General features: G+C 71.1%; 15 protein-coding genes. 9 read left to right on the top strand and 6 right to left on the bottom strand.

Annotation, left to right across the window (positions count from 1 at the left end; translation table 11 throughout):
• Positions 1-12: 12 nt before the first annotated feature.
• The 3 genes from D7Y11_RS10275 to gltB form a co-directional block, all read right to left on the bottom strand.
• The gene (locus tag D7Y11_RS10275; RefSeq protein ID WP_121751766.1) at positions 13-333 is read right to left on the bottom strand and encodes a hypothetical protein; all 321 of its coding nucleotides are present in this window, start codon (positions 331-333) and stop codon (positions 13-15) included.
• A gap of 116 nt (positions 334-449) precedes the next feature.
• Positions 450-1,910, bottom strand: a complete 1,461-nt coding sequence (locus tag D7Y11_RS10270; protein WP_126933579.1) for a glutamate synthase subunit beta — start codon at positions 1,908-1,910, stop codon at positions 450-452.
• 3 nt (positions 1,911-1,913) lie between these two features.
• Entirely contained in the window at positions 1,914-6,485 is a 4,572-nt protein-coding gene (gltB, locus tag D7Y11_RS10265) for a glutamate synthase large subunit (RefSeq protein ID WP_126933578.1), read from the bottom strand.
• 285 nt (positions 6,486-6,770) lie between these two features.
• Between gltB and D7Y11_RS10260 the strand changes: the two genes are divergently transcribed.
• From D7Y11_RS10260 to D7Y11_RS10245, 4 genes are read left to right on the top strand one after another with little or no spacing between them, the layout of a single operon-like run.
• Positions 6,771-7,370: a biliverdin-producing heme oxygenase gene (locus D7Y11_RS10260; protein WP_120574399.1), complete on the top strand. Its 600-nt coding sequence runs from the start codon at positions 6,771-6,773 to the stop codon at positions 7,368-7,370.
• On the top strand, positions 7,351-9,615 hold the full coding sequence (locus D7Y11_RS10255; protein WP_126933577.1) for an ATP-binding protein: 2,265 nt from the start codon (positions 7,351-7,353) through the stop codon (positions 9,613-9,615). Before D7Y11_RS10260 ends, D7Y11_RS10255 begins: the two co-directional genes overlap by 20 nt.
• A complete protein-coding gene (locus D7Y11_RS10250) occupies positions 9,612-10,049 on the top strand; it encodes a response regulator (RefSeq protein ID WP_169819688.1) in 438 nt (145 codons plus the stop codon). Before D7Y11_RS10255 ends, D7Y11_RS10250 begins: the two co-directional genes overlap by 4 nt.
• Complete coding sequence (locus tag D7Y11_RS10245) at positions 10,046-11,236, top strand: hybrid sensor histidine kinase/response regulator (protein ID WP_120574402.1); 1,191 nt, start codon at positions 10,046-10,048, stop codon at positions 11,234-11,236. The genes D7Y11_RS10250 and D7Y11_RS10245 overlap by 4 nt, the downstream gene beginning before the upstream one ends.
• 9 nt (positions 11,237-11,245) lie before the next feature.
• Here the strand turns inward: D7Y11_RS10245 and D7Y11_RS10240 are convergent, their stop codons facing one another.
• Positions 11,246-11,815 (bottom strand): DUF420 domain-containing protein, encoded by a 570-nt coding sequence (locus D7Y11_RS10240; protein WP_126933576.1) that lies wholly within the window; start codon positions 11,813-11,815, stop codon positions 11,246-11,248.
• A gap of 175 nt (positions 11,816-11,990) precedes the next feature.
• Between D7Y11_RS10240 and D7Y11_RS10235 the strand changes: the two genes are divergently transcribed.
• The 5 genes from D7Y11_RS10235 (at position 11,991) to D7Y11_RS10215 (ending at position 21,475) form a co-directional block, all read left to right on the top strand.
• A complete protein-coding gene (locus D7Y11_RS10235; protein WP_120574404.1) occupies positions 11,991-13,955 on the top strand; it encodes a DUF1585 domain-containing protein in 1,965 nt (654 codons plus the stop codon).
• On the top strand, positions 13,955-14,626 hold the full coding sequence (locus D7Y11_RS10230) for a hypothetical protein (RefSeq protein WP_120574405.1): 672 nt from the start codon (positions 13,955-13,957) through the stop codon (positions 14,624-14,626). The genes D7Y11_RS10235 and D7Y11_RS10230 overlap by 1 nt, the downstream gene beginning before the upstream one ends.
• A 17-nt stretch (positions 14,627-14,643) precedes the next feature.
• Entirely contained in the window at positions 14,644-16,062 is a 1,419-nt protein-coding gene (locus tag D7Y11_RS10225) for a DUF1501 domain-containing protein (RefSeq protein ID WP_126933575.1), read from the top strand.
• Positions 16,063-16,083: 21 nt separating this feature from the next.
• Positions 16,084-17,631 (top strand): hypothetical protein, encoded by a 1,548-nt coding sequence (locus tag D7Y11_RS10220; RefSeq protein ID WP_120574407.1) that lies wholly within the window; start codon positions 16,084-16,086, stop codon positions 17,629-17,631.
• 94 nt (positions 17,632-17,725) lie between these two features.
• Entirely contained in the window at positions 17,726-21,475 is a 3,750-nt protein-coding gene (locus tag D7Y11_RS10215; RefSeq protein ID WP_126933574.1) for an FG-GAP-like repeat-containing protein, read from the top strand.
• Between the two features lies 1 nt (position 21,476).
• Here the strand turns inward: D7Y11_RS10215 and D7Y11_RS10210 are convergent, their stop codons facing one another.
• Entirely contained in the window at positions 21,477-22,430 is a 954-nt protein-coding gene (locus tag D7Y11_RS10210) for a DMT family transporter (RefSeq protein WP_121751774.1), read from the bottom strand.
• 72 nt (positions 22,431-22,502) lie between these two features.
• Positions 22,503-25,067: a DNA ligase D gene (gene ligD, locus D7Y11_RS10205; RefSeq protein WP_126933573.1), complete on the bottom strand. Its 2,565-nt coding sequence runs from the start codon at positions 25,065-25,067 to the stop codon at positions 22,503-22,505.
• Positions 25,068-25,242 lie beyond the last annotated feature (175 nt).

Below are 25,242 nucleotides of genomic sequence, written 5' to 3'. Positions count from 1 at the left end.
GCGCCCCCGGGCTCATTGCGGGTAGTTGCAGGAGGGCGCGCAGTGGGGGAGGACGAGGATGTCCTCCGAGGGGTCGTAGTAGCCCAGGCAGCACTGCTCGCGGCTCCCGCACTGGGACGACGGGCCTCCCGGAGTACATGGGAGGCGGCAGAAGCCGTCGTAGTCACAGACCCGCGAGCCGTCCGGCCTGCAATAGGTCGCGTTCGGCACGCACGCCTCCAGCCCCTGCTCCGTGCTCGCGAGATCCTCCTCCGCGGGCGCCACACCCCCACAGCCCAGCGCCGCCACGGCCCACAGCGCCGTCAGGACTCCAGCCAATCCCAGCTTCCGCATGCTGCCTCCCAATCGGCCCTCCAGGACGAGGGCCGTGTCGGGAGTCCGACGCGTCTGGAATGGAAAAGCAACCAGACGCCCCGTTTTCCTGTGAGGCGTCTGACTTTGACCCAGGTCTAGAACGCGCAATCCTGACCGCGCGTGGGCAGCGCGGAGGCGGTGCCGGACAGCCAGGTGTCCAGCGCGCGCGCCGCCTCACGTCCGTCCGCGAGCGCCCAGACGATGAGGCTCGCGCCCCGGCTGGCGTCGCCCGCGCAGTACACGCCCGGCGCGGAGGTGGCGAACTTCGCGTCCACCTGCACCGTGCCGCGCGGCGACAGCGTCACGCCCAGCTCCTCCGCCAGCCGGTCCGTGTTCGGGCCGGTGAAGCCCATGGCGAGCACGAGCAGGTCCACCTCGAACACCTCCTCGGAGCCCGGCACCTCCACCAGCTTCAGTGCTCCGTTCGGCTCGCGCTGCACCTCCACGCGCACCGCGTGCAGGCGCTTGAGCTGGCCGTCCTCGCCCTCCAGCCGCTTCGTCATCATCGCGAAGGCGCGCTCGCCGCCCTCCTCCTGGCTGGACGACGTGCGGAACACCAGTGGCCAGCGCGGCCACGGGTTCTCCTTCGCGCGCAGCTGCGGCGGCGCGGGGAGCAGCTCCACCTGCATCACGCTCGCCGCGTCCTGGCGCAGCGCCGTGCCCAGGCAGTCCGAACCCGTGTCGCCGCCGCCCAGGATGATGACCCTCTTGCCCTGGGCCTCCAGCCGCGCGTCCGGCGATGCTCCCGCCGTCACCACGCGGTTCTGGTGCTCCAGGTAGTCCATGGCCTGCAGCACGCCGGACAGCTCGCGGCCCGGCACGTCCAGCTCGCGGGCCTTGCGCGCGCCCAGGGCCAGCACCACGCCGTCGTACTGTTCGCGCAGCGCGCGCCAGCCCGGCGTGACGGCCACATCCTCACCCGTGCGGAAGACGATGCCCTCCGCCTCCATCAGCGCGAGCCGGCGGTCCAGCACCGCCTTCTCCAGCTTGAAGTCCGGGATGCCGTAGCGCAGCAGGCCTCCGGCGCGGCTGTCCTTCTCGTACACCGTCACGCTGTGCCCGGCCGCGTTCAGCTGCGCCGCCGCCGCCAGGCCCGCGGGCCCGGAACCCACCACCGCCACGTGCTTGCCCGTGCGCCGCGCCGGAGGCCGGGCCTTCACCCAGCCCTCCGCGAAGGCGCGCTCGGAGATCTCCTTCTCCATCTGCTCGATGGTGACCGCGTCCCGGTCGATGGCCAGCACGCACGCGGCCTCGCACGGCGCGGGGCACAGCCGTCCGGTGAACTCCGGGAAGGTGTTGGTGCGGCTGAGCACCTGGTACGCCTCCTTCCACTGGCCCCGGTACACCGCGTCGTTGAAGTCCGGGATGAGGTTCCCCAGGGGACAGCCCTGGTGACAGAAGGGGATGCCGCAGTCCATGCAGCGTCCCGCCTGCCGCTTCGCCTCGTCCGCGGACAACGGCAGGTGCAGCTCGCGCCAGTCCTCCAGGCGCTCCACCTTGTCCCGCTTGGGTGCGTGGACGCGCTGCCACTCCATGAAACCCGTGGGCTTGCCCATGGTTCAGGTCCCCCCGCCAACGACGTGGAGTTGCTGCACGCCCGCGGCCGGTGGCGGCCTGCGCGCCGCCCTTCGCGCCTGGAGCACGCGCTTGTAGTCGGACGGCATCACCTTCATGAACTGCGGCACCATCAGCTCCCAGTTGTCGAGCACCCGCCGCGCGAGCGCGCTGCCGGTGTGGTGCAGGTGGCGTTCAATCATCCCGTGCACGAGCCAGATTTCCGACTCGTCCACCAGCGACTCCAGCTCCACCATCTCCAGGTTGCAGCGCTCGCGGAAGGAGCGCTCGCGGTCCAGCACATACGCGGTGCCGCCGCTCATGCCGGCCGCGAAGTTGCGGCCCGTCTGGCCCAGCACCACCACCACGCCGCCCGTCATGTACTCGCAGCCGTGGTCGCCCACGCCCTCCACCACCGCCTGCGCGCCGCTGTTGCGCACCGCGAAGCGCTCACCCGCGAGTCCTCGCAGGTACACCTCGCCGGCCGTGGCGCCGTAGAGCACCGTGTTGCCGACGAGCACGTTCTCCTCGGGCGTGAAGCGGCTGCCCTCCGGCGGGTAGACGATGATGCGTCCGCCGGACAGCCCCTTGCCCAGGTAGTCGTTGGTGTCGCCCTCCAGCTCCAGCGTCACGCCCGACGCGAGGAACGCGCCGAAGCTCTGGCCCGCGGAGCCCTTCAGCTTCACCCGCAGCTTCCCGTCCGGCAGCCCCTGCGCGCCGTGACGGCGGGCAATCTCACCGGACAGCATGGCGCCCACCGCGCGGTGCGTGTTCGCCACCGGCAGCGTCAGCATCAGCGGCGGCCCGCCCGCGAGCACGGACTGCGCCTTGGTGAGCAGCTCGTGGTCCAGGTGGTCCGCCACGTCCTTGCGGTGCGGCGTCTGGCAGTGGCGCGGCTCGGTGGCTGGCGCGGACGGCGCGGCGAGCAGCGCGGACAGGTCCAGCTTGCGCGCCTTCCAGTGGTCCACCGCCGCGCGCTGGCGCAGCAGGTCCACCCGGCCCACCAGTTCATCCAGCTTTCGCACGCCCAGCTTCGCCATGTGCAGGCGCAGGTCCTCCGCCAGCAGCAGGAAGAAGCTCACGACGTTTTCCGGCGTGCCCTGGTAGCGCTCGCGCAGCGCCGGGTCCTGCGTGGCGATGCCCGCCGAGCAGGTGTTGAGGTGGCACTTGCGCAGCATGATGCAGCCCACGGACACGAGGCTCGCGGTGGCCAGGCCGAACTCCTCCGCGCCCAGCAGCGCCGCCACCAGCACGTCGCGCGCGGTGCGCAGGCCGCCGTCCACCTGCACGCGGATGCGCGAGCGCAGGCCGTTGTGCACCAGCACCTGCTGCGTCTCCGCCAGCCCCAGCTCCCACGGCAGGCCCGCGTGCTGGAGGCTGGAGAGGGGAGAGGCACCCGTGCCGCCCTCGTAGCCCGCCACCACCACGCAGCCCGCGCCCGCCTTGGCCACGCCCGCGGCGATGGTGCCCACGCCCACCTCGCTCACCAGCTTCACGCTCACGCGCGCCTTCGCGTTCACGGACTGGAGGTCGTAGATGAGCTGCGCCAGGTCCTCGATGGAGTAGATGTCGTGGTGCGGCGGCGGCGAAATCAGCGTCACGCCCGGCGTGCTCCAGCGCACGCGCGCAATCCGCTCGTCCACCTTGTGGCCCGGAAGCTGGCCTCCCTCGCCGGGCTTGGCGCCCTGGGCCATCTTGATTTGGAGCTCGTCCGCGTTGACCAGGTACTCGGCCGTCACGCCGAAGCGCGCGCTGGCCACCTGCTTGATGGCGCTGCGGCGCGAGTCGCCGTTGGGGTCCTGGGTGTAGCGGCGGGACTCCTCGCCGCCCTCGCCGCTGTTGGACTTGCCGCCCAGCCGGTTCATCGCGATGGCCAGCGTCTCGTGCGCCTCCGCGCTGATGGAGCCGAAGGACATGGCGCCGGTGACGAAGCGCCGCGCCAGCTCCAGCGCGGGCTCCACCTCCTCCAGCGGCACCGGCGTGCAGCCGTCCGTCACCACGTCCAACAGGCCGCGCAGGTTGCTGTGCTCGCGCGTCTCGTCGTCCGCCAGCTTCGAGTACTCCTGGAACTGCGCCGCGTCGTTCGCGCGCACCGCCGCCTGGAGCTTCGCCACGGTGGCCGGGTTCCACTTGTGGCGCTCGCCCTGCCGGCGCCAGCGGAACTGACCGCCCACCGGCAGCAGGTCCTCCTCGCCGTCCGCGCCGACGCCGAAGCCGCGCGCGTGCCGCTCCGCCACCTCGCGTCCCAGCTCCGGCAGACCCACGCCCTCCACTCGCGACGACGTGCCGGTGAAGTGCTTCTCGATGAGGCTTCGCTGCAGACCCACCGCCTCGAAGAGCTGCGAGCCGCGGTAGGACTGGAGCGTGGAGATGCCCATCTTGGACATCACCTTGAGCAGGCCCTCCTCCAGGCCGTGGAGGTACTGAGCCTGCGCCTTGTCCGCGTCCGCCTTGAGCTCCCCCGCGTCCGCCAGCGCGCGCAGCGTGTCCAGCGCCAGGTACGGGTTCACCGCGGACACGCCGTAGGCGAACAGGCACGCGAAGTGGTGCACCTCGCGCGCCTCCGCCGTCTCCAGCACGATGCCCGTGTACATGCGCGTGCCGTCGCGCACCAACCGCTGGTGCACCGCGGACACGGCCAGCAGCGCCGGAATCGCCGCGTGCGCCGCGTCCACGCCCCGGTCGCTCAGCACGAGGATGCTCGCGCCCGCGTCGACGGCATCCACCGCCGCCGTGCACAGCCGCTCCACCGCGACCTCCAGCGCTGTCGCCGCGCCGCCCGCGTGCGGGTACAGCAGGCTCAAGGGACGCGGCTCGAAGAGGCCGGTGTCGCCGCGCAGGTTCGCCAGTCGCGCAAGCTGCCCGTTGGTGAGGATGGGGCCGGGCAGCGAGAGCCGGTGGCACTGCTCCGGCGTCTCCTCGAAGGTGTTGCCCTCCGGGCCCAGCGCGGTGGCCAGCGTCATCACCAGCGCCTCGCGCAGCGGGTCGATGGGCGGGTTGGTCACCTGCGCGAAGAGCTGGTGGAAGTAGTTGAAGAGGGTGGGTGCCTGGTCGCTCAGCACCGCCAGCGGCGTGTCCGTGCCCATGGAGCCCGTGGGCTCCTTGCCCGTCTCCGCCATGGGGACCAGCGTGGTGCGCACGTCTTCATCCGTGTAGCCGAACGCGCGCTGCGTCCGCCACAGCGTCTCGCCCTTCAGGCGCGCGGGGGCGGGGACGGCGGGCAGGTCCTCGAAGGTGAAGACGTTGCGCTGGAGCCAGCGGCGGTAGGGCCAGCGCGAGGTGATTTCATGCTTCACCTCCTCGTCCTCCAGGATGCGCCCCTCCGTGGTGTCCACCAGCAGCATGCGGCCCGGCGTCAGCCGGCCCTTGCGGCGCACCTGCGACGGGGGCACGTCGATGACGCCCGTCTCCGACGCCAGGATGATGCGGTCGTCCTCCGTCACCAGGTAGCGCGCGGGGCGCAGGCCGTTGCGGTCCAACGTCGCGCCAATCAGCTGTCCGTCCGTGAACGCGATGGCCGCGGGGCCGTCCCACGGCTCCAGCAGGGACGCGGAGTACTCGTAGAAGGCGCGGCGCTCGTCGCCCATCTCCTTGTGACCCTCCCACGCCTCCGGGATCATCATCATCATCGCGTGGGGCAGGGTGCGGCCGCCCAGGTAGAGCAGCTCCACCATGTTGTCGAACTGCGCGGAGTCGCTCTTGCCCGGGACGATGATGGGCCACAGCGGCTCCAGGCTCCCGCCCAGCTTCGCCGTCTGGAGCAGCCCTCGCCGCGCCGTCATCCAGTTGCGGTTGCCACGCAGTGTATTGATTTCACCGTTGTGCGCGATGAAGCGGAACGGCTGCGCCAGCTCCCACGTGGGGAAGGTGTTGGTGGAGAAGCGCGAGTGCACCAGCGCCAGCGCGCTGACGAACTCCGGGTGCCGCAGGTCCGCGTAGAAGCGCGGCAGCTGCCGGGGCAACAGCAGCCCCTTGTAGATGAGCGTCTCCGACGAACAGCTGGCCACGTGGAAGCGCCCCTGCGGATCCACGCCGCGCGCCAGCACGCGGTTCTCCACCAGCTTTCGGATGCGGTAGAGCTTGCGCTCGAAGGCGCTGGGCACCACGCGGCGCCGAGCGATGAACAGCTGACGGATGAACGGCGCGGCCTCCCGCGCGAGCGGCCCCAGTTCCTCCGGCGCCACTGGCACGTCGCGCCAGCCGAGCAGCCGCTGCCCCTCCTCCTCCACCACGTCCTCGAACAGCGCCTCGCACGCGCGGCGCGCCTCCGGCTCCTGCGGCAGGAACACCTGCGCCACGCCGTACTGGCGGCGCGGCGGCAGCTCGAAACCCAGCCGCGGCGCTTCATGGTTGAAGAAGCGGTGCGGCAACTGCACCAGGATGCCGGCGCCGTCGCCCGTCTCCGGGTCGCGCCCTGCCGCGGCGCGGTGGCTCAGGCGGTTGAGCAGCTCCAGCGCGTCCTCCACGATGCCCCGAGAGCGCTGTCCCCGGATGTGGGCCACGAATCCCACGCCGCAGGCGTCGTGCTCGGTCTCCGGCTCATACAGCCCGTAGCGCGGAGGGAGGGTGAACGGCATCGTCAGGACCCCTTTCCCGCATGACGCGGGAAGCCAAGCTGTTGAGCCTCCAGGCTAACGCGTCGTGTCGCAGCCCGTAAAGACAGGGTGGTCCAGGGGGTTGAGTCACCGCGTGGAGTGGTGCCGGGGAAACAGGCACCCCGTGAAGCCTCACGCTCCGTGCGCCCCCCGCCGCAGGCCTGAGTGAACGGACGACAGTCGCCTGCGATGAACGGCCAACATTCAGCGCAATTGGTTCTTTCCCCCCGCCGCGCCGCTTCCGATCCTCCGGCCACTTTGGAACTGATGCAGCGGCTGAAGACGGAGACGCGCCCCCACCACGAGCGCACGGAGGGCGTGGTGCGTCTGATGGACGCGCACCTGACGCCCGGGGACTACCAGCGCCAGTTGGAGGCCTTCTACGGCCTCTATCTGCCCCTGGAGGCGCTGCTCGCCGGTCCCCTGGCGGCCCTGGAGCCAGCGCTGGACCTGGGGGCGCGCTGGAAGACGCCGCTGCTGGACGCGGACCTGCGCGCCATGGGGCACGACATGGCCTCGCTCGCGCGGCTGCCGCGCGCCTCCTCGCTGCCGGCGCTGCCGGGCCTGGCGGAGGCGCTGGGCTGCGCGTACGTGCTGGAGGGCTCCACGCTGGGGGGCCAGCTCATCCTGCGCCACCTGACGCGCCACTTCGGGCCGGACGCACGCGTGGGGAACTTCGCCTTCTTCCGGGCCTATGGCGACCAGGTGGGCCCCATGTGGCGTGCGTTCGGTGAAGCCCTCACCCGGGCGTCCGAACGGGCGGCCTCCGAGACCTTCGACGCGGCCGTCGTGCAGGGCGCCCGCGATACCTTCGACACCTTCGCCGCCTGGTTGATGCGAGAGCACGATGTCCCCGTCCGTCTCTGATGCGGACCTCAGCGTCTGTGATCGCGAGCCCATCCACCTGCTGGGCGGCATCCAGCCGCGGGGTGTGCTCGTCGCCTTCCACCGGGACACGGAGGCCGTCGCGGTCGTGAGCGCGAACGTCCAGGTGCTGCTCGGCGCCGGGCCGGATGCGCTCGTGGGCAAGCCCCTGTCCGGCGTGCTTCCGCACGGACTGCTCGCGCGCGTGGAGGCGGGGCCGGGGCCCGTCACCGTGGAGGTGTCGGGACAGCGCTGCTCCGCGCTCCTGCATGACAGCGACGGCCTGCGCGTGCTGGAGCTGGAGCCGCTGGCGGACGAGGACGTGGGCGCGGAGGAGACCGCGCTGGGCGCGGTGCAGCGGCTGGTGTCGCCGCTGGCTCGCGCGAAGGGCACGGTCGCGCTGCTTCAAGAGGCCGCGGACGCGGTGCGGGAGCTCATCGGCTACGACCGGGTGATGGTCTACCGCTTCCACGCGGACTTCCACGGCGAGGTCGTGGCGGAGAGCGTGCGCGAGGGCGTGGACTCCTTCATGGGCCTGCACTACCCCGCGAGCGACATCCCCGCGCAGGCGCGCGCCCTCTACACGCGCAACCCCATGCGCCTCATCGCGGACGTGGACGCGAAGGCCGTGCCCCTGGTGCCGCCGGTGCTGCCCGGCACCCAGCGCCCGTTGGACCTGTCCGGCTCCGCGCTCCGCAGCGTGTCGGAAATCCACCTGGAGTACCTGCGCAACATGGGCGTGGGCGCGTCCTTCAGCGTGTCGCTCCTGAAGGACGGACAGCTCTGGGGGCTCATGGCCTGCCATCACCTGGCGCCCCGCACGGTGTCCGCCGCGCGGCGGCAGGCGTGCGAGGTGCTGGCGCGGCTGTTGTCGCTCCAGCTCTCCGCGGAGGAGCGGAGCCTGGAGTCCGCCGCCCAGGCGCGTCGTGCGTCGCTGCTCAACGCGCTGGTCCTGCCGAACCTGGGCGAGCGCAGCCCCGCGAAGGCGCTGGAGGCGCAGGCCCCGCTGCTGATGGAGCTCACGGGCTCCCACGGCGTGGCGCTGGTGCTGGGCGCGAGCGCGGGTCCGGAGGCGTCGCCCCTGCTGCTCGGCACCACGCCGTCCGCGGAGGAGGTGCGCGCCCTGGTGGCGTGGCTTTCGGAGCGGGAGCTGCCGGACGAGGCCTTCCACGTGGACCGGCTGGGGGCCGTGTACCCGCCGCTGGCCTCGCGCGCGGACGTGGCCGCGGGCCTGCTGGCGGTGCGCCTGGACCCCTCCGTGCCGCACTTCGCGCTGTGGTTCCGCCCGGAGGTGGCGCGCACCGTGTCGTGGGCCGGCAATCCGAACAAGCCCGTGCGTCCGGAACCGGGCCATGCGCGGCTGCGGCCCCGCACGTCCTTCGACGTGTGGCGTGAGGAGATGAAGGGCGCCTGCACCCCGTGGTCCGCGCAGGACCTGGAGGCGGCGCGCGCGCTCAAGGGCGCGCTGGTGGGCGTGGTGCTGCGGCATGCGGAGGAGCTGGCCCGGCTGTCGCGGGAGCTGGCCCGCTCCAACGCGGAGTTGGACGCGTTCGGCGGCACCGTGGCGCACGACCTCAAGGAGCCCCTGCGCGGCATCCTCCAGTACAGCTCCTTCCTCCAGGAGGACTTCGGCCCCACGCTGGGCGCGGACGGACTCGGGCAGCTGGAGTCCCTGGCGTGGCTGGCGAAGCGCACGCACGAACTGCTCGACAACCTCTTCGAGTACAGCCGCCTGGGCCGGCTGGAGCTGTCGTGGGAGGAGACGGATCAGCAGTCCCTGGTGGAGGACGTGCTGAGGACGCTGGGCGCGCGGCTGGAGGAGGGCAGGGTGGAGGTCCGCTTGCCCCGCCGCCTGCCCACGGTGGCGTGTGACGCCGTCCGCATCCGTCAGGTGTGGGCCAACCTCATCAGCAACGCGGCCAAGTACCAGACAGCCGAGCCGCGCTGGGTGGAGGTGGGCTTCCTGGGGCCAGGAGAAACGCGCCCGGAGGCGGCGCGGCATGTCACCGCGCCCTACCTTTTCTACGTGAAGGACCCCGGCATCGGCATCGCGCCGCAATTCCATGAAGCCATCTTCGAGCTGTTCCGCCGCCTGCACCCCGCGCAGGCCTACGGCGGCGGCACGGGGGCGGGGCTGGCCATCGCGCGCCGGCTGGTGTCGCTGCACGGCGGCATGCTCTGGGTGGACTCCGCGCTGGGAAGGGGCTCGACGTTCTTCTTCACACTGGGCGAGGCACCGCGATCATGAAGCCGCTCCTGCTGGTGGAGGACAGTGATCCGGACGCGGAGGCGCTGATGCGCATCGCGAAGCGTCTGCCGCTGCCCGTGCCGGTGGTGCGCGTGCGCGACGGCGAGAACGCCCTGGACTACCTCTACCGGCGCGGTGTCCACGCGGACGCGGAGCGCCCGGTGCTCATCCTGCTGGACCTGCACATGCCGGGCATCGGCGGGCGCGAGGTGCTGGCCACGCTGAAGGCGGACCCCGACCTGCGCTCCATCCCCGTCATCATCTTCTCCTCGTCCGTGGCCGCGGAGGATGTGGACGGCGCCTACGCGGACGGTGCCAACAGCTACCTGTTCAAGCCCGAAGTCGGTCCCCAGTTGCAGGCCACCGCCGAAGCACTCCATGCCTTCTGGTTCAAGGCCGCGCGTCTGCCCGAGCCCCAGGAGCCGGAAGCATGAGCCTGCGCGTGCTGCTGGTGGACGACGGCATGGCGGACCGCCTCGCGGTCAGCCGCGCGCTGGCGCGTGACCCGGACATGCAATGGGAGGTGGTGCCGGTGTCCTCCGCGGAGGACGCGCTGGCGTACCTGTCCGGCAACGCGGTGGACGCGATGCTGCTCGACTACCACCTGCCCGGCATGAACGGCGTCAGCATGCTCCAGAAGCTCGCGGAGCTGGGCCTGCCCAGGGTGCCCGCCGTGGTGGTGCTCACCGGCAGCGGCAACGAGCGCGTGGCGGTGGACGCCATGAAGGCCGGCGCCCAGGACTACCTGGTGAAGGAGGCCTTCAGCCCGGAGCGCCTGCGCCGCAGCCTGCGGGCCGCGGTGGACACGGTGCTGATGACGCGCGAACTGGAGGAGCGCCGCCTGCGCGCCGAGCGCGCCGAGGCCGCCGCCCGCGATGCCCTGGCCGTGCGCGACGAGCTCTTCTCGCTGGCGACGCACGACTTGAAGGGCCCGCTTCAAATCATGACGCTCAACGCCCAGGTGCTGCGCCGGCAGATTCCCGCCGCCGCGATGACGCCCGCCCTGGAGACACGCCTGGGCCACATCGTGCGCGCGGCGCACCGCATGGGCGAGCTCATCGACCACTTCCTGGAGGTGACGCGCGGCCAGGAGCGCCCGCTCAAGCGCGAGTCCATGGACCTGCTGGCCATGGTGCGCGGCAAGGTGCGCGAGCTGGAGGCCAACGCGTCACGCCACCACCTCGTCCTGGAGGCGCCGGACGGGCGCGACTTCACCGGCGAGTGGGACGCGCACGCCCTGGAGCGCGTGCTGGAGAACCTGATGGGCAATGCGGTGAAGTACAGCGCCGCGGGCTCCACCGTCACCGTGCAACTGGCGATGGAGGAGGGGGAGACGCAGCAGTTCGTGCTGCTGTCCGTGACGGACCAGGGCATTGGCATCCCGGTGGAGGACCTGCCCTTCGTCTTCGAGCGCTTCCACCGCGGGCGCAACGTGTCCCAGGACGTCTCCGGCAGCGGCGTGGGCCTGGCCAGTGCGCGCCGCATGGTGGAGCTGCACGGCGGCACGCTCGCCGTGCGCAGCGTGGAGGGGCAGGGCTCCACCTTCACCGTGCGCCTGCCCCGGGGCATCGCGCTCGCCGCGGGGCCCGCGCGGTCCACGTCCGAGCACACCGCGCGGTAGCGCGGCGCTTCAGGAGACGGCGGGCACGCCGCCGCGCAGCATGAAGAACACCACCACGCCCGTCACCGACACGTAGAGCCAGATGGGCGCCAGCCACCGCGTCACCTTGCGGTGCCGGGCGAACTGCTGCCGCCAGGAGAAGTAGAAGGCCACCAGCGCCATGGGCAGCACCGGCATGGACAGGATGACGTGGCTGGCCAGCAGCGTCAGGTACAGCCCGCGGAAGTCGCCCACGTAACGCGTGTCGCCGTGCACGAAGTGGTAGGCGAGGTAGCCCACCAGGAACAGCGCGGACGCGGCGAACGCGCTCACCATCAGATTCTGGTGCACCTTCCGCGCGCCGCGCTTGATGGCCACCCAGCCGCCCAGCAGCAGCGCCGCCGCCGTCGCGTTGAGCCCCGCGTTCACCGCCGGCATGAAGCGCAGGTCCACGCCCATGCCCGCGCCTCCGCGCCGGATGAGCAGCAGCCACGCCAGCAGCGCCAGCGCGCCAGCGGACACCAAGCCGATCGCGATGAAGAAGGAGCGGTCGTTGGCGGACGAGGACGACGGGGTGAGCCCGGAAGCAGCGTTGGACATGTCCCCCTTGTGGACCGCGTCCGGGCGGCTTGCAACAGGGTCTCCAAGCGGAATCCTGCTAATACCTACATGTCGGTTGAATGGAATCGGTAAGGTCAACTAGATCTCAAACCGGAAATTCCTTCATACTTCGGTTCACTGCGTCACCCCCGACCCCCCCTCTCGGAGGTTCCCCGTGTTCAGCGTGCGTTGCCTTGCCCCCCTGGCGAGCGCCGCCCTCCTGCTCGCCCTGCCCGCAGCCGCTGAAGAAGCGGTGTGCGCGCCCGTGGCGAAAGTTCCCCTGGAGCGGCATCTCCGTCAGCTTTCTCTCGATTTGCTGGGACGTCCTCCGACCATGGAGGAGTACAAGGCGTTCCAGGCCAAGGGCTCCGTCACGGCGGAAGACGTCCGCGCGATGATGAAGGATGAGTCCTTCTACGCGCGGATGCGCAACTACCACCGCGCACTGCTGCGCTCGAACATCAACTCGAGCGTGCAGGGCAACGGCGACTACCGCGTGTCCGGCACGCCGCTGAGCTTCGCGGGCAACAACTCCAACACCCTGCGCGGCGGCCAGAGCCAGCGCTGTGATGGGGAGATCGCGCAGGACAGCTGCAAGGCGAACCCGCAGGACCCCCACCAGAGCAACTCCACGGCCCCCGCCTGTCGGGACGAGCAGGGCATCCCGCTGCCGGTCAGCTACGACTACGACACGAACTTCTACCAGTGCCGCCAACTGGACGTGGCCTCCACGTCGCCCGAGCTGAAGTTCGCGGACTGCAACGCGCTGAAGGCCGACGCGACGTACGGCAAGTACGTGAACTTCTGCGACAACCGCTACCTGGCCTCCGCGAGCAAGTCCGTGGGCTACCTCTGCCTGCCGGACCCGAACAAGAACACCACCAACATCCTGGTGCCGTTTCCGGCCACGGGCGTCATCACCGCCTGGGAGCATCCCACCACCCCGACGACCAGCATGAGGCTGGAACGCTGCGGGTTCGACATCTCCACGAACCAGAAGGGCGTCTGGAAGGCGCAAACAGGGTGCGTGCAGCGCGACGGCTACGTCACCACCACGGTGCAGCCCTACTGGTCCACTACCACGGAGACCGTGAAGGTGTGTGCCGTGGAGGCGCAGGACCGCGCGACGAACCCCTACACGGGTGCGTCCTGTGAAACGTCGCGCTTCAACAGCGACCGCAGCTGCGGCTGCGGCGACAAGATGCGCCGCTGCGAAATCACCGACGTGCACACCGCGCGCGTCGCTGCCTTCAACGAGGAGCCGCTCTACATCACGGACTCCGTGGTGCGGAACGACGAGCCCTACTTCAACATCCTCACCACCCGCCGCTCCTTCGTGAACGGCACGCTGTCGGAGTTCTACCGGCAGCGTCAGGGCGCGGGCGTCTTCAGCATCAAGTCCCCCGCGGACGCGGCCACGCTGCCCGCCGTGACGTACGCGAACGCCACCCAGTGGAGCGAGTACGTCCGTGAGGGCACCCACTCCGGCGTGCTCACCACGCCCGCGTTCCTCTACCGCTTCCCCACCCAGCGCGCCCGCGTGAACGAGTTCTACGAGGCGTTCCTCTGCAAGCACTTCGCCCCGGCCGCGGACGCGAACCTGCCGTCCCCGGACGACATCTGCAACCGGAGTAACAACCTGGCCACGCGCTGCGGCTGCAACTACTGCCACGCCACCATCGAGCCCACGGGCGCGCACTGGGGCCGCTACGCGGAGCGCTCCGCGCTGTTCCTGTCCCCGGATCAGTTCCCCAAGCTGGACGTGAAGTGCCGCGACTGCGCCCTCGCCGGTAACACCAGCTGCGACAACGAGTGCAGCCAGTACGTGATGCAGGCCTTCGACGGCGACGGCGCCAACTCGCTGGGCCTCTTGAAGACCTACCTCTACCGCACCGCGGACGAGGAGAAGAACATCGAGGGCGGTCCGCAGACGCTGGTGAAGCGGATGATGGAGACGGGCGACCTGGAGCGCTGCACCGTCAAGCGCGTCTGGAACGAGTTCCTGGGCCGCGCCATGACGGTCGAGGAGCAGCGGATGTACCTGCAGACGCTGTCGCAGGACTTCGCCAAGAACAACCACAGCCTCAAGGGCCTCATCGAGCAGGTGGTGATGTCCGACGCGTACCGGAGGATCGACTGATGCGCCGCCTTCTGCTGACCGCGCTGCTCGCGCTCGCCACGGGCTGCACCCAGGGCTCCGTGGACGTCCCCGCCAAGCCCGTCCCGCTGGACGCCCAGCTGGACCCCGTGCCCAACCCGCACGGGAACACGGATCAAATCGACCCGCTGCCGGACCCGGAGGCCCAGGGTGGCAGCGTGGGCCGTGCGCCCCGCCGCCTCACCGTCGCGCAGCTCAAGGAGTCCATCCGCGTCGCCGTGGGCATGGAGTGGGATGAGCTGGAGGCACGCGCCCAGTCGCTGGGCCGCGCCGACTACGCGCTCATCACCTCCGAGAACACGGAGCCCAACCTCGTCTTCGCCCGCTTCCTGGACGACGGCGCGCGCAAGGTCTGCATCGCCCAGGCGCAGAAGGACATCGCGCAGGCGGACCTGAGCCTGCGCACCCTGGGCCGCACGCTGCCCACGCCCATGAGCGACCTGACCAAGCTCACGGACGCGCAGGTGAACGAAACGCTCGTGTACCTCTCCACCCGGTTCTGGGGCGCGCCCCTCGCCGGTGAGGAGCTGACGCGCTACGCGACGTTCTTCCGCAAGGCCTCCGCTCGGGCCGAAACCCTCAAGAAGCGCGACCAGGCGCTGGCGGTGGTGTGCATCGCCATGCTGACGGACTCGCGCTTCATCACCTACTGACCTTGACGGTGCCTGCGATGAAGAAGACACGCCAAGACGACCTCAGCTCCCCCGAGCGCCGCGACTTCCTCAAGGCCGGAGCCGGCTTCATGGGCTCCCTCCTGCTGGGAGGCATCCCCTTCAAGGCCGTGGCCCAGGCGACGAACATGGCGCCGCCCGACCGCTGCTTCGTGTTCGTGTATTTCAGCGGAGGGTGGGACCAGCTGCTCGCGTTCGACCCGCGTGATCCGGCGGTGTTCACCGCCGACCGCGTCTCCGAGACGCGCATCATGCCGGGCTACAACCTGCTCACCGACGGGGCCTACGCGCAGATCCCCGTCATCCCCAAGGACCGGGCAGGGGCGGCCCCGTCGAACATCGCGTTCGGACCGGCCATCGGCGACCCGCGCGTGGCCAACCTGTCGGACCACTACGACCTGATGACGGTGGTGCGCGGCATCAACATGAGCACGCTCACCCACGAGGTGGGCTACCGCTACTTCCTCACCGGGAAGATGCCCATCGGCAGCGCGGCGCGCGGCTCCTCCACCGCCACGGAGATCGTGGGCCAGATGAAGCCCACGGTGCCCATCCCGTCCATCGCCCAGGGCGTGGAGTCCTACAACGACCGCTACGGCGGCTACGCCAACGCGCTGCGCGTGAGCGGCCTGGCGGACCTGGTGCTCACGCTGGATCCGCCTGTCGCCGCGCGCCAGCTGGACAGCGAAATCGAGAAGAGCCTCATCGACCTCAACGGCATGCCCATCACCTGCGAGGAGCAGGCGCTCACCGCACGGGGCGTGGGCACCGCCTACGAGAGCAGCCGCGGCCAGATGCAGACGGTGATGGAGAACAAGCTGTCGGACTCGTTCCGCTTCCAGCTGGCGGCCAACCAGACCGTGCGCGACTTCTACGGGCTCAACGGCCAGTCCTACCCGTACAACAGCGCCGCGGGCCGCGCGGCCATGGTGGCCACCGCCCTGAAGAAGGGCATCAGCCAGTGCGTGTCCATCAACCTGGCGGGCGGCCTGGACACCCACTTCGGCACGCAGCAGACGCACGCGACCAACCAGCGCGCGGGCTTCAACGCGCTGAACCTGCTGGTGACGGACCTGCGCGCCACCCAGCACCCGGGCGGCGGCAACTTCATGGACCACACCACCATCCTGGTGTTCAGCGAGTTCGCTCGCACGCCCACCATCAACGCCACGGGCGGCCGTGACCACCACCTGTCCAACAGCTGCCTGATGATGGGCGCGGGCATCAAGCACAACCTGGTGGTGGGCCGCAGCGGTGACATCGGCATGTCGCCGGGTCTGGTGGACCTGCGCACGGGCGCCAATGATCCGAACGGCTCCAACATCTTCCCCGAGCACATCATCGCCACGGTGTTGGCCTCGGCGAAGCTGGACTACAGCATCACGCGGGTGGACCCGCTGCGGTTCATCCTTGCCTGAACCTTGATGAGCACTCCCCTCATGCGTCCCCGTCCGCGCCACGGTTCCCCCACCGTGGCGCGCTTCCTCCCCACCTCGCTCCTGCTGATGTCCGCGGTGCTGTCCACCGCATGCGGCGAGGACGCACCCCCGGGCAGCGACCCGGCGAAGCCCGCGGTCTTCAAGGCCCATCAGGTCACCACGGCGCAGTCCCTGTCCGCGGTGCCCGGCTTCGCGGACCAGTCCGGCGGCGGAATCTTCGCCACCGCGACAGGCGAGGCCGTGCGCCTGCGGCTGGATGGCACCAAGGCCGCGCTCGCCGCCCACCCGAAGAACACGGCGGCGCCAGGCTCCGTGCGCGCCACCTTCCGCCTGGGGCCGCACAGCGCCCTGGTGGAGACCGACCGTGGCCTGTTCCTCGCGGACCAGGGCTGGCTCATCGAACCGCTGTGGCAGGAGGTGCTGGGCACCGGCATCGTCGCCACCGCGCAGACCGCGGACGGCGCCGCCTGGATTGCCCATCCCACGGGCCTGTTCCAGATCCAGGGGGGGGTGCTCGCGTCGCTGAAGCTGTCCGGGCAGCCGCTCTCCGGCATCACCACCATGGCGGCCGCGCCCGCGGAGGACGGCCTCGCGGGCCTGTGGTTCGCGCGCGAGGGCAAGCTGAACGTGGTGGTGGCGTCCGCGCCGGGCGTCTACCAGGTGCGCGGCACGGACGCGCCGCTCGCGGGCGGTGAGACGGTGCGCGCGCTCGCGGGGCTGAGCGCGGGCACGGGCACGGCAGGGGAGACCTGGGTGCTCACCAGCACCCGCCTGCTGCGCCGGAACACGGACGGCTGGAGCACGGTGTCGCTGCCGGCGCTGCCCGAGCAGCTCATGAGCGCGGGGCGCTACCTCTGGGCCCGCGCCGGGGACCGGCTCTTCACCTACGACGCGGACGCGAAGGTCTGGGGCTCCGCGGAGGGGCTGCCGTCCGGCTCGGTGGTGCTGCTGGCCGCGGACGAGAGCGGCTGCGCGTGGGTGCGCGTGGGCGAGCAGTCCCTGTCCATCAGCCAGACTCCGGCGCCGCGCGTGACGGGCATGCACCAGGGCATGCTGGTGGTGGAGGACGGGCTGGTGGTCCAGGCCCGCCTGCCGCCGGGCACCGCGCCGAAGAGCGTCCACTTCCAACTGGAGAACCAGGATGTCGAAGCCACCGGGCCCGCGTTCAGCATGGGCGGCCTGGAGGCGGACGGCGAGACGCTCAAGGCGTTCTCCTTCTCCTCCCTGGCGCCGGGCGGCCACACGCTGAACGTCGTGTCCCGCTTCGAGGACGGCTCGGAGGCGCGCCGGCAGATGCCCTTCCTCTACCAGCCGCTCACCACGGTCCCCAGCTGGGCGCGCGACATCCGGCCCGTGCACGAGGCCCGCTGCGCCAAGTGCCACATCACCAGCCCCGGCCGGCCGCTGAACACCTACGAGTTGTGGAAGACCAACGCCCAGCTCATCAACGCGGCGGTGCGCGACCTGCGCATGCCCGCGGATGGGCCGTTGGATCCGCAGGGCATCGCCCTCATCCAGCGTTGGGTGTCTTCCGGCGCGCTGCCCTGAAGTCGCTGCTTCAAGACTGCTTCTCAAGTCAGTCCATGCGCCCGTCTTCCTTTCGTCCCGGGGGAGGACGGGCGCCCCCTTCCGAGGCACCCTCATGAAACGTCTCCTCCGCGCGACCCCCCTCGCGGTGCTGCTGACCCTGGCCTGTGACGGTGAGCTCAAGCCCGCCGAGCAGCTTCCCTACGTGGGCCCCTGCGAGGGCCTTGCCCCGCTGTCGCTGTCGGCGGAACCCACGACGGTGCGCTCCGGCGATGTGGCCACGCTGACGGCCGGCGGCGGCAGCGGCCACTACTCCTTCCGGGCGGAGGCAGGCGGCTCCTCCGGCGACATGCGCGGCAACCGCTTCGTCGCGGGCGGCACGGCCGGCGAGGCCACGCTGACGGTGGTGGATGAGCAGTGCGGCGGCGCCACCAGTGTGCGGGTGAAGGTGATCTCCAGGTTCGGCGTCGCGCCCGCGCGCGCGATGCTGCGGCCGGGCACGTCCTTCCAAATCGCCCTGGAAGGCCTGGTGGGAACGGCGACCTTCACGCTCACCGGTAACGGCTCCGGCGCCACGCTCACCGACACGGGCCTCTACACGGCGGGGCAGGTGGAGGCGCAGGACGTCATCACGGTGCGCGACACGAAGTCCGGCGACACGGAGTCGCTCCAGTACACCGTGAGCAAGGCCGCGAAGCTGGTGGGTGACCCGCAGTACCTGGGCGTGCCGTCGGGCTCGTCCGCGCCGCTGGGCACGACGGGCGGCTCGGACCGCGTGACGTGGACGAAGAAGTCCGGCCCCGGCTCCGTGGTGAACGGCCGCGTCGTGGTGGAGGCGGGCGCGACCGGCACCGTCGTGCTGGAGGCGAAGGACGCCTTCACCGGCGACGTGGCCCCGGTGTCGGTGCGCGTGCTGGACGAGCTGACGCGGCCCCTGCTGGCGCACGGCAAGCTGTCGGACGTGGCCACGCTGGTGACCGCGGACTTCGACGGTGACGGCATCCAGGACCTGGCGGTGGGGCAGCGCGAGAGCGAGCTGTCGCGCCCCACGGGCGGCGCGGTGTTCATCTACAAGGGCAGCGCGTCCGGCCTGCCCACGAAGCCCACCTGGGTGCTGACGGGTGAGACGGAGGGCGCGCTCTTCGGCGACATGCTGGCCGCGGGTGACCTGGACGGCGACGGCATCGCGGACCTGGCGGTGTCCTCGCCGGCCGCGGACGTCACCATCGGTGACTCGGGCGCGGTGTACCTCTACTCGTTCAAGCCGGGCCAGGGGCCCGCGCTGATGAGGCCCGCGCTCACGGGCCTGGGCCGCGGCGGGTTCGGCACGGGCCTGGCCATCGCGGACGCGGATGGCGACGGGGACATGGACCTGTTCGTGGGCTCGCCCGGCGCGGACCTGTCCACCCTCTCTGGCATCAGCCGGCGCGGCGTCATCGACATCTTCATCCTCACCAAGGGGCAGGCCGTTCCGGACCTGCCGGTGGTGCGCCTGGGCGGCCAGGACGTGAAGGATACCGGCGAGTTCTTGCTGAAGAGCACCACGGAGCTGGGCCGGGCGCTCGTGGTGGCGGACCTCAACGACGACGGCCGGCCGGACCTGGCGGCACTGCACCGGCTGACCCGTTACAATGCGGACGGCACCGCCAATGGGCAGCAGATGGCCGTGGCGGTGTACTTCGCGCGCGACACGGCGCCGCGCTATCGCTCCGCGCCGGACCAGTACGTGCTGGTGTCCAACACCGCAGTGGAGACGATGGCCAACGAGGGCACCTTCCGTCTGGGCGCCATTCCGGGTGAAGGCAGCCGGCCCCCGTTCCTCCTGGTGATGGCGGACAAGGCGGACGCGCCGGACCTGCGCACGTCGGGCGGCGTGGCGGCGGCGCAGGACGCGGGTGGCGCGTACCTGTTCGACCTGCGGGGCGCGACGCTGCCGGCGGATCCAGCGACGGTGAAGCCGGCGACGGTGCCGTTCGCGAACGCCTACGCGCGCTTCTACGGCGACGCGCGGAGCATCACCGCGACGCGCAGCTGGGCGGTGATGGACGTGGACGGCACGCCGGGGCCGGAGCTGCTCCTGGGCGCGCCGTACGCGGCGGTGACGGCGGGCACGGCCACGCTGGGCAACGCGGGCAAGGTGCTGGTGTTCCCGCTCACCGGCCTGTCGAAGGACACGGTGATGAACAAGCCGCTCGCGGCGTTGGGCGGCGCGGCGAAGTCGGAGGTGCTGGGCGCGGGCCTCGCGGCGTGGAACCTGCCGTCGGGTCCGGTGCTGGCGGGCTTCTCCGGCCGCGCGTCTTCCACGGCGGGCGCCTTCACCGGTCGCGTGGATGTCTTCTCCAAGGCCGGTGCGACGATCGCGGAGTGGTCGCGCAGCGGCATGGATGTCACGGCCAAGGCCAGCGTGGAGCGCTTCGGTGAGACCGTGGCCGTCGCGCGCCTCAACGACAAGGTGATGGCCCTGGTGGGCTCGCCGGGCTTCTCCGGCCCGGGCCCCAACAGCGACGGCGCGGACATGACCGTGGGCCGCGCGTACACCTTCGACACCGCGGAGCCGGGCAAAGCCATCGTGTCAGGGGAGGGCGCCAGTTCTCCGTGGCACGGCGGCCGCAACGTGGGCGTGGACGTGGCGTTCACGGACTTCAACGGCGACGGCCGGCCGGACATGGTGGCCGGCGCCACGGGGCTCGTCATCCCGGCGACGAACTCCGCCGCGACGGAGCGCGACCCCTACGTGGCGAACGCCTGCATGACGACGGCCACGCAGTCGCTGGGCGGACTGCTGGTGTCGCTGGGCCAGGTGGACGGCACCTTCAAGCAGGCCTACCGCGTGTTCGCGCCGTCCGTGGTCACCGGCTGCCACGACCCGGCGAACACCCGCTGCAAGCGCACCACCATCGGCCGGGGCGTGGTGGGCGGCTTCGACTTCAACGGAGACGGCAAGCAGGACCTGGCCGTGCTGCGCGACCGCGGCATCGACGTGTTCCTGGGCCGCGCGCCCGAGGATGCGTCGCTCGCGAAGATGACGCTGGCCTGTGACCCGGCCTGGTCCTGGCCGACCACCGCCATGCCGGACGCGTCCGAGGGCGGTGATTGGGCGAGCACCACGATGCCGACGACCTCCGCCATCGCCACGGTGGGTGACCTCAACGGGGACGGCTGCCACGAGGTGGCGTGGCGCTACTCGGACAACGCGCACTCGGGCATCGTGATTGCCTACGGCTTCGACGCGGGCGGCACGAGGTGTGGTGGCCGCACGGCGTCCTCCATGGTGCGCATCGCGGGGGATCCGGAGAAGAAGATCGCGCTGATGAACCTGGGCATTGCCACCACGCGCGCGGGGAAGTTCCTGGGGGACTCGCGAGACTTCATCGCGGTGTCGGCCAACAACTACCTGTTCGAGGGCGTGAACCAGCCCACGGTGTTGCTCTACGACGTCGCCGCCATCAACGCGAAGCGCCCGGCCAATGGCGAGACCGTGGTGGGCGCCATCAACGACGGGCTGACCCCCATCCCCGTGACGTACCGCGCCCGCGCGGTGAGCTTCGGCACGTCGCTGTCGGGTGGCAGGGACCTGAACGGTGACGGCGTGCCGGACCTGTGGGTGGGCGCGCCCAACGCATCGGTGGCCTCGGACGGCGACGGCGCGGCGTTCCTCTTCGCCGGCGGCGTGAAGTCCACTGGAGCCCTGTCGCCCTTCCTGCTGGTGGTGGGCGACGGCGCGGAGCGCTCCTACCTGGGCCAGTCCATCGCCGTCGTCCCGGGCTCCGGAGGCTCGCCGCCGTCGGTCGTCATCGGCGCGCCGAGGAGCTACCGCACCGGCACGCAGAACGGCACGGCGTACGCGCTGCCCCTGCCGTTCTGATTCACCCCGCGGGCGGGGCTTCCGGAGGCACCTTCGCCTCCGGGGCCTCGTCGCGGTTGGCGAGCGCCGCCGCCGTGAGGATGAGCGCGCCGCCCGCGAGCAGCGACGGCGTGAGCGGCTCGCCCAAGAGCGCCACGCCCAGCGTCACCGCCACCAGCGTGTCCAGGAGCGCCATGGCGCCCAGCGCCGCCAGCGAGATGCGCGGCAGCAGCCAGTACAGGCACTGGTAGGTGAGCACCGTCCCGCCCAGCGCCAGGTACAGGAGCGCGCCCACCGCCTTCGGTGTCCAGTGCGCCGGCTGGTTCCACTCCAGCATCGCGGACGCGGAGAGCAGCAGCACCGCGCTGCTCAACGTCTGCACCAGCGTCAGCAGGTGCGGCGGTACGTGCGTCATGTGCCGGCGCACCAGCACGTTGGCCACCGCCACCACCGACGCCGCGAACAGCGTCATCGCGCAGCCCAGCAGCACCTGTCCGGAGAAGCTGAGTGACACCAGTTCCTTGTACTGGAGCGCCACCACGCCCGTCAGGCCCAGCGCCGCGGCGAAGAGCTTGCTCCCGGTGAGCGGTTGGTCCGGAAACACGAAGCGGCCCACCATCAGCAGCCACACCGGGAAGGTGGAGAAGAGGAGCGCGGACCAGCTGGAGGGAATCCACTGCTGCGCCACGAAGAGCAGCCCGAAGGGCACCGCCAGCTGGAGCACGCCCAGCCCCGCGATGCGCCACCCGGTGCCGCCCCCCAGCGCCGTCCCGCGCGAGCGCGCGAAGGGCAACAGCGCCACCCCGGCCACGAGCATGCGCGTGCCCACGAAGCGCAGGGGCGGCAGGTCCTCCAGCCCCACCTTCACGGCGGCCCACGTGGAGCCCCAGAGGATGAAGCAGGTGGCGTAGGCGAGGGACACCTTCCACCGCGGCGCGGGCTTCACGGCCGGGGGCACGACGGTCACGGACGACATGGCGGCGCCGCACTAGCACGCGCCGCCCCTTCGGGAAACATCCGTTCAGGGCGCGGCGCGTCAGCCGCAAGCTCACCCGTCTGGCAGCACCTGCTTCACCCGGAGCACGGGCGCGAACAGGTCCCCCACGGCGTCCAGGCGCTTCTTCAACGTCTTCAGGCGGAAGCGGTACGGGTCCAGGCGGCCGTTCACCTCGCTCCAGTCGAGCGGCGCGGAGAAGGGCGCACCCTCCACGGCGCGCAGGGAGTAGGGCGCCACCACCGTCTTGCCGCGCGCGTTCTGTCCCGCGTCGATGTAGAGCCGCCCGCCGCGCGCGCGGATGGAGCGCTCCGTGGTGGCGATGTCGCCCAGCTCCTCCTCCAATTCGCGCGCCCGCGCGTTCGCGAACGCCTGGGTGCGCGCGTAGGTGTGGCCCGGCGCCAGGGGCACCAGCACGTGCAGGCCGCGCTTGCCGGACGTCTTCGGGAAGCCCTTGAGCCCCAACTCATCCAGGCGCGCGTGCAGCAGGGTGGCCACCTTCACCACGTCCTTCCAGCCACCCTCGCCAGGGTCCAGGTCGAACACCACGAAGTCCGGCTGCGCCAGCCGTGGCGCGTGGGACAGCCACATGTGCAGCGTGAGCGCGGACTGGTTGGCGAGCCACAGGAGCGCGGACGCGTCCTTCACGTTCACGTGGCGCAGCGTCTTGTCCTCATGGCGCACGCGCAGCGTGGGCATCCACGTGGGGATGCCGGACAGCTCGTGCCGGAAGAAGCCCGCGGCCTGGATGCCCGCGGGCCACTGCTGGTGGGCCAGGGGCCGGTCCGCGAGCACGGGCAACAGCAGCGGCGCCACCTGCTCGTAGTACGCGAACACGTCCGCCTTCGTCAGGCCGGACTCGGGGAACAGAACGCGTTCGCCGTGCGTGAGGGCCACCTCCGGCGCGCATTGCTTCCCACGCGGCGTCTTCACGGCGGGCGCCTTCGCGGTGCGGGCGGCGGCCTGCATGGGCGCGCGCCGCGAGCCCCGTCGTGCGGCGCCTTCGATGGGGGCGGGGTGTTCGCGCACGACCTCCTTCGGCACCTTGTCGCCGCGCAGGCCCTGGAACACGGGATGGCGCAGGCGGCCGTCCTTCGTCCATTCGGTGAAGTTCACCTGGGCCACGTACTTCGGCTTCACCCAGACGGTGTCCGTGTTCGTGGGCGCATCCACGGCGGCGGGCTTCTTCACGCGCGTGGCGTCCAGCAGCCAGCGCAGCTCGCGACGGTCCGCGGAGGTGTAGCCCGTGCCCACCTTGCCCACGTCGTGGAAGCCGTTCTTGCCGTGCACGCCCACGCGCAGCGCGCCAATCTCCGACTTCGCCCGCGCGTTCTTGATGGGCAGGTACCCCAGGATGACGACCTCCTGGCCCGCCACCACCTTCAGCTTCAGCCAGTCCCCGGAGCGCGTGCCCGTGTAGGGCGCGTCCTTGCGCTTGGCGATGATGCCCTCCCACCCCTTGCGCCGCGCCTCCAGCAGGGCGCGCGACAGCGGCAGGTCCAGCTTCTCGGAGAGCTGCAGCGGCGGCTTCACGTCGGCCATCAGCTGCTCCAACCGCGCGCGGCGCTCCTCGTAGGGGAGCTCGCGCAGGTCCTCGCCGTCCAGCCACAACAGGTCGAACACCATGAAGCGCTGCTCCGTGCCTTCCTCCGTGTGCTGCAGGAGCTGGAAGCGCGAACGCCCCTTCTCGTCGAGCGCGACCACCTCTCCGTCCACCACCACGTCCCGCACGGGCAGCTCGCGCAGCGAAGCGGCGAGCCGGCCGAAGCGGCTCGTCAGGTCGTTGCCCCGGCGGCTCTGGAAGGCGAGCTTCCCCTTCGTGAGGGCGCACACGGCGCGGAAGCCGTCGTACTTCACCTCGTAGGAGTGCGTCTCGTCGTGCACTTCGTCGGACACCGCCAGCCGCGCGAGCATGGGCGGCCACACGCGCTCCAGCAGTTGCTCTGGCGTCTTCGGGGGACGCGCCGCCTTCGCGGACTTGCGCACGACCTTCTGCAGGCGCGCCGCGGGCTTCTTGTCGCGCAGCACGCCGGGCTTGCGAGGCCCTTGCGTCTCCACCTGGCCGCTCTTCACGGACTCGGGGCGCTCCACGGTGACGTCGTAGCCGGCCTTGGCGTATGCGTCCTTCGCCTTGAAGAAGAGCCACTGCTCCTTGCCGCCGCGCGGCCGCGTGCGGATGAGGTGCCAGCGTCCCTTGAGCTTCGCGCCGTGCAGAAGGACCTCCAGGTGCCCGCGCTTCAGCTGCGCCTCGGCGTCGCCGGGAGGCACGACCTCGAAGGTGCCGGACTCCCAGAGCAGCGAATCACCGCCGCCGTACTGGTCATCCGGGATGTGGCCCTCGAAGTCCGCGTAGGAGCGCGGGTGGTCCTCCGTCTGGACCGCGAGCCGCTTCACGGAGGGGTCATGGCTGGGGCCCTTGGGAATGGCCCAGCTCACCAGGACGCCGCCAATCTCCAGGCGCAGGTCGTAGTGCAGGCGCGTGGCGTCATGTTTGTGGATGACGAAGACGGGCGCGGACGTCCTCGGCGCCACCACGTCCGGGGACGGCTCGGGGGTGAGCTGGAAGTCGCGCTTCGTCTGGTAGCGCCGCAGCCGCTTCTGGGTCTCGGAGGTCTTCACCCTCCAACGCTCTGCACAGGAGGGCGGGCGCGCAATTCCTTACATGGCCTGGTGGGCGACCAGGAGGGCAGGCGCTCCATGCGGACCCGGGACCCGCTTTTCGGCCACACCCCCGAGTGAAGCGCAGGCTGCCCGCCTGCCCTGGGTGCGGAGGAGGGATGGGTACCGGGGAGGG

Source organism: Corallococcus sp. AB018, from assembly GCF_003986945.1.
GTDB lineage: Bacteria > Myxococcota > Myxococcia > Myxococcales > Myxococcaceae > Corallococcus > Corallococcus exiguus.
This window is presented reverse-complemented; position numbering and strand designations above follow the sequence as displayed.

Coding starts and splice junctions, on each gene's coding strand:
- D7Y11_RS10275 (WP_121751766.1), bottom strand. CDS start 333: ATGCGGAAGCTGGGATTGGCTGGAGTCCTGACGGCGCTGTGGGCCGTG.
- D7Y11_RS10255 (WP_126933577.1), top strand. CDS start 7,351: ATGTCCCCGTCCGTCTCTGATGCGGACCTCAGCGTCTGTGATCGCGAG.
- D7Y11_RS10220 (WP_120574407.1), top strand. CDS start 16,084: ATGCGTCCCCGTCCGCGCCACGGTTCCCCCACCGTGGCGCGCTTCCTC.
- D7Y11_RS10215 (WP_126933574.1), top strand. CDS start 17,726: ATGAAACGTCTCCTCCGCGCGACCCCCCTCGCGGTGCTGCTGACCCTG.
- D7Y11_RS10240 (WP_126933576.1), bottom strand. CDS start 11,815: ATGTCCAACGCTGCTTCCGGGCTCACCCCGTCGTCCTCGTCCGCCAAC.
- gltB (WP_126933578.1), bottom strand. CDS start 6,485: ATGCCGTTCACCCTCCCTCCGCGCTACGGGCTGTATGAGCCGGAGACC.
- D7Y11_RS10250 (WP_169819688.1), top strand. CDS start 9,612: ATGAAGCCGCTCCTGCTGGTGGAGGACAGTGATCCGGACGCGGAGGCG.
- D7Y11_RS10230 (WP_120574405.1), top strand. CDS start 13,955: ATGCGCCGCCTTCTGCTGACCGCGCTGCTCGCGCTCGCCACGGGCTGC.
- D7Y11_RS10260 (WP_120574399.1), top strand. CDS start 6,771: ATGCAGCGGCTGAAGACGGAGACGCGCCCCCACCACGAGCGCACGGAG.
- D7Y11_RS10245 (WP_120574402.1), top strand. CDS start 10,046: ATGAGCCTGCGCGTGCTGCTGGTGGACGACGGCATGGCGGACCGCCTC.
- D7Y11_RS10225 (WP_126933575.1), top strand. CDS start 14,644: ATGAAGAAGACACGCCAAGACGACCTCAGCTCCCCCGAGCGCCGCGAC.
- D7Y11_RS10270 (WP_126933579.1), bottom strand. CDS start 1,910: ATGGGCAAGCCCACGGGTTTCATGGAGTGGCAGCGCGTCCACGCACCC.
- D7Y11_RS10210 (WP_121751774.1), bottom strand. CDS start 22,430: ATGTCGTCCGTGACCGTCGTGCCCCCGGCCGTGAAGCCCGCGCCGCGG.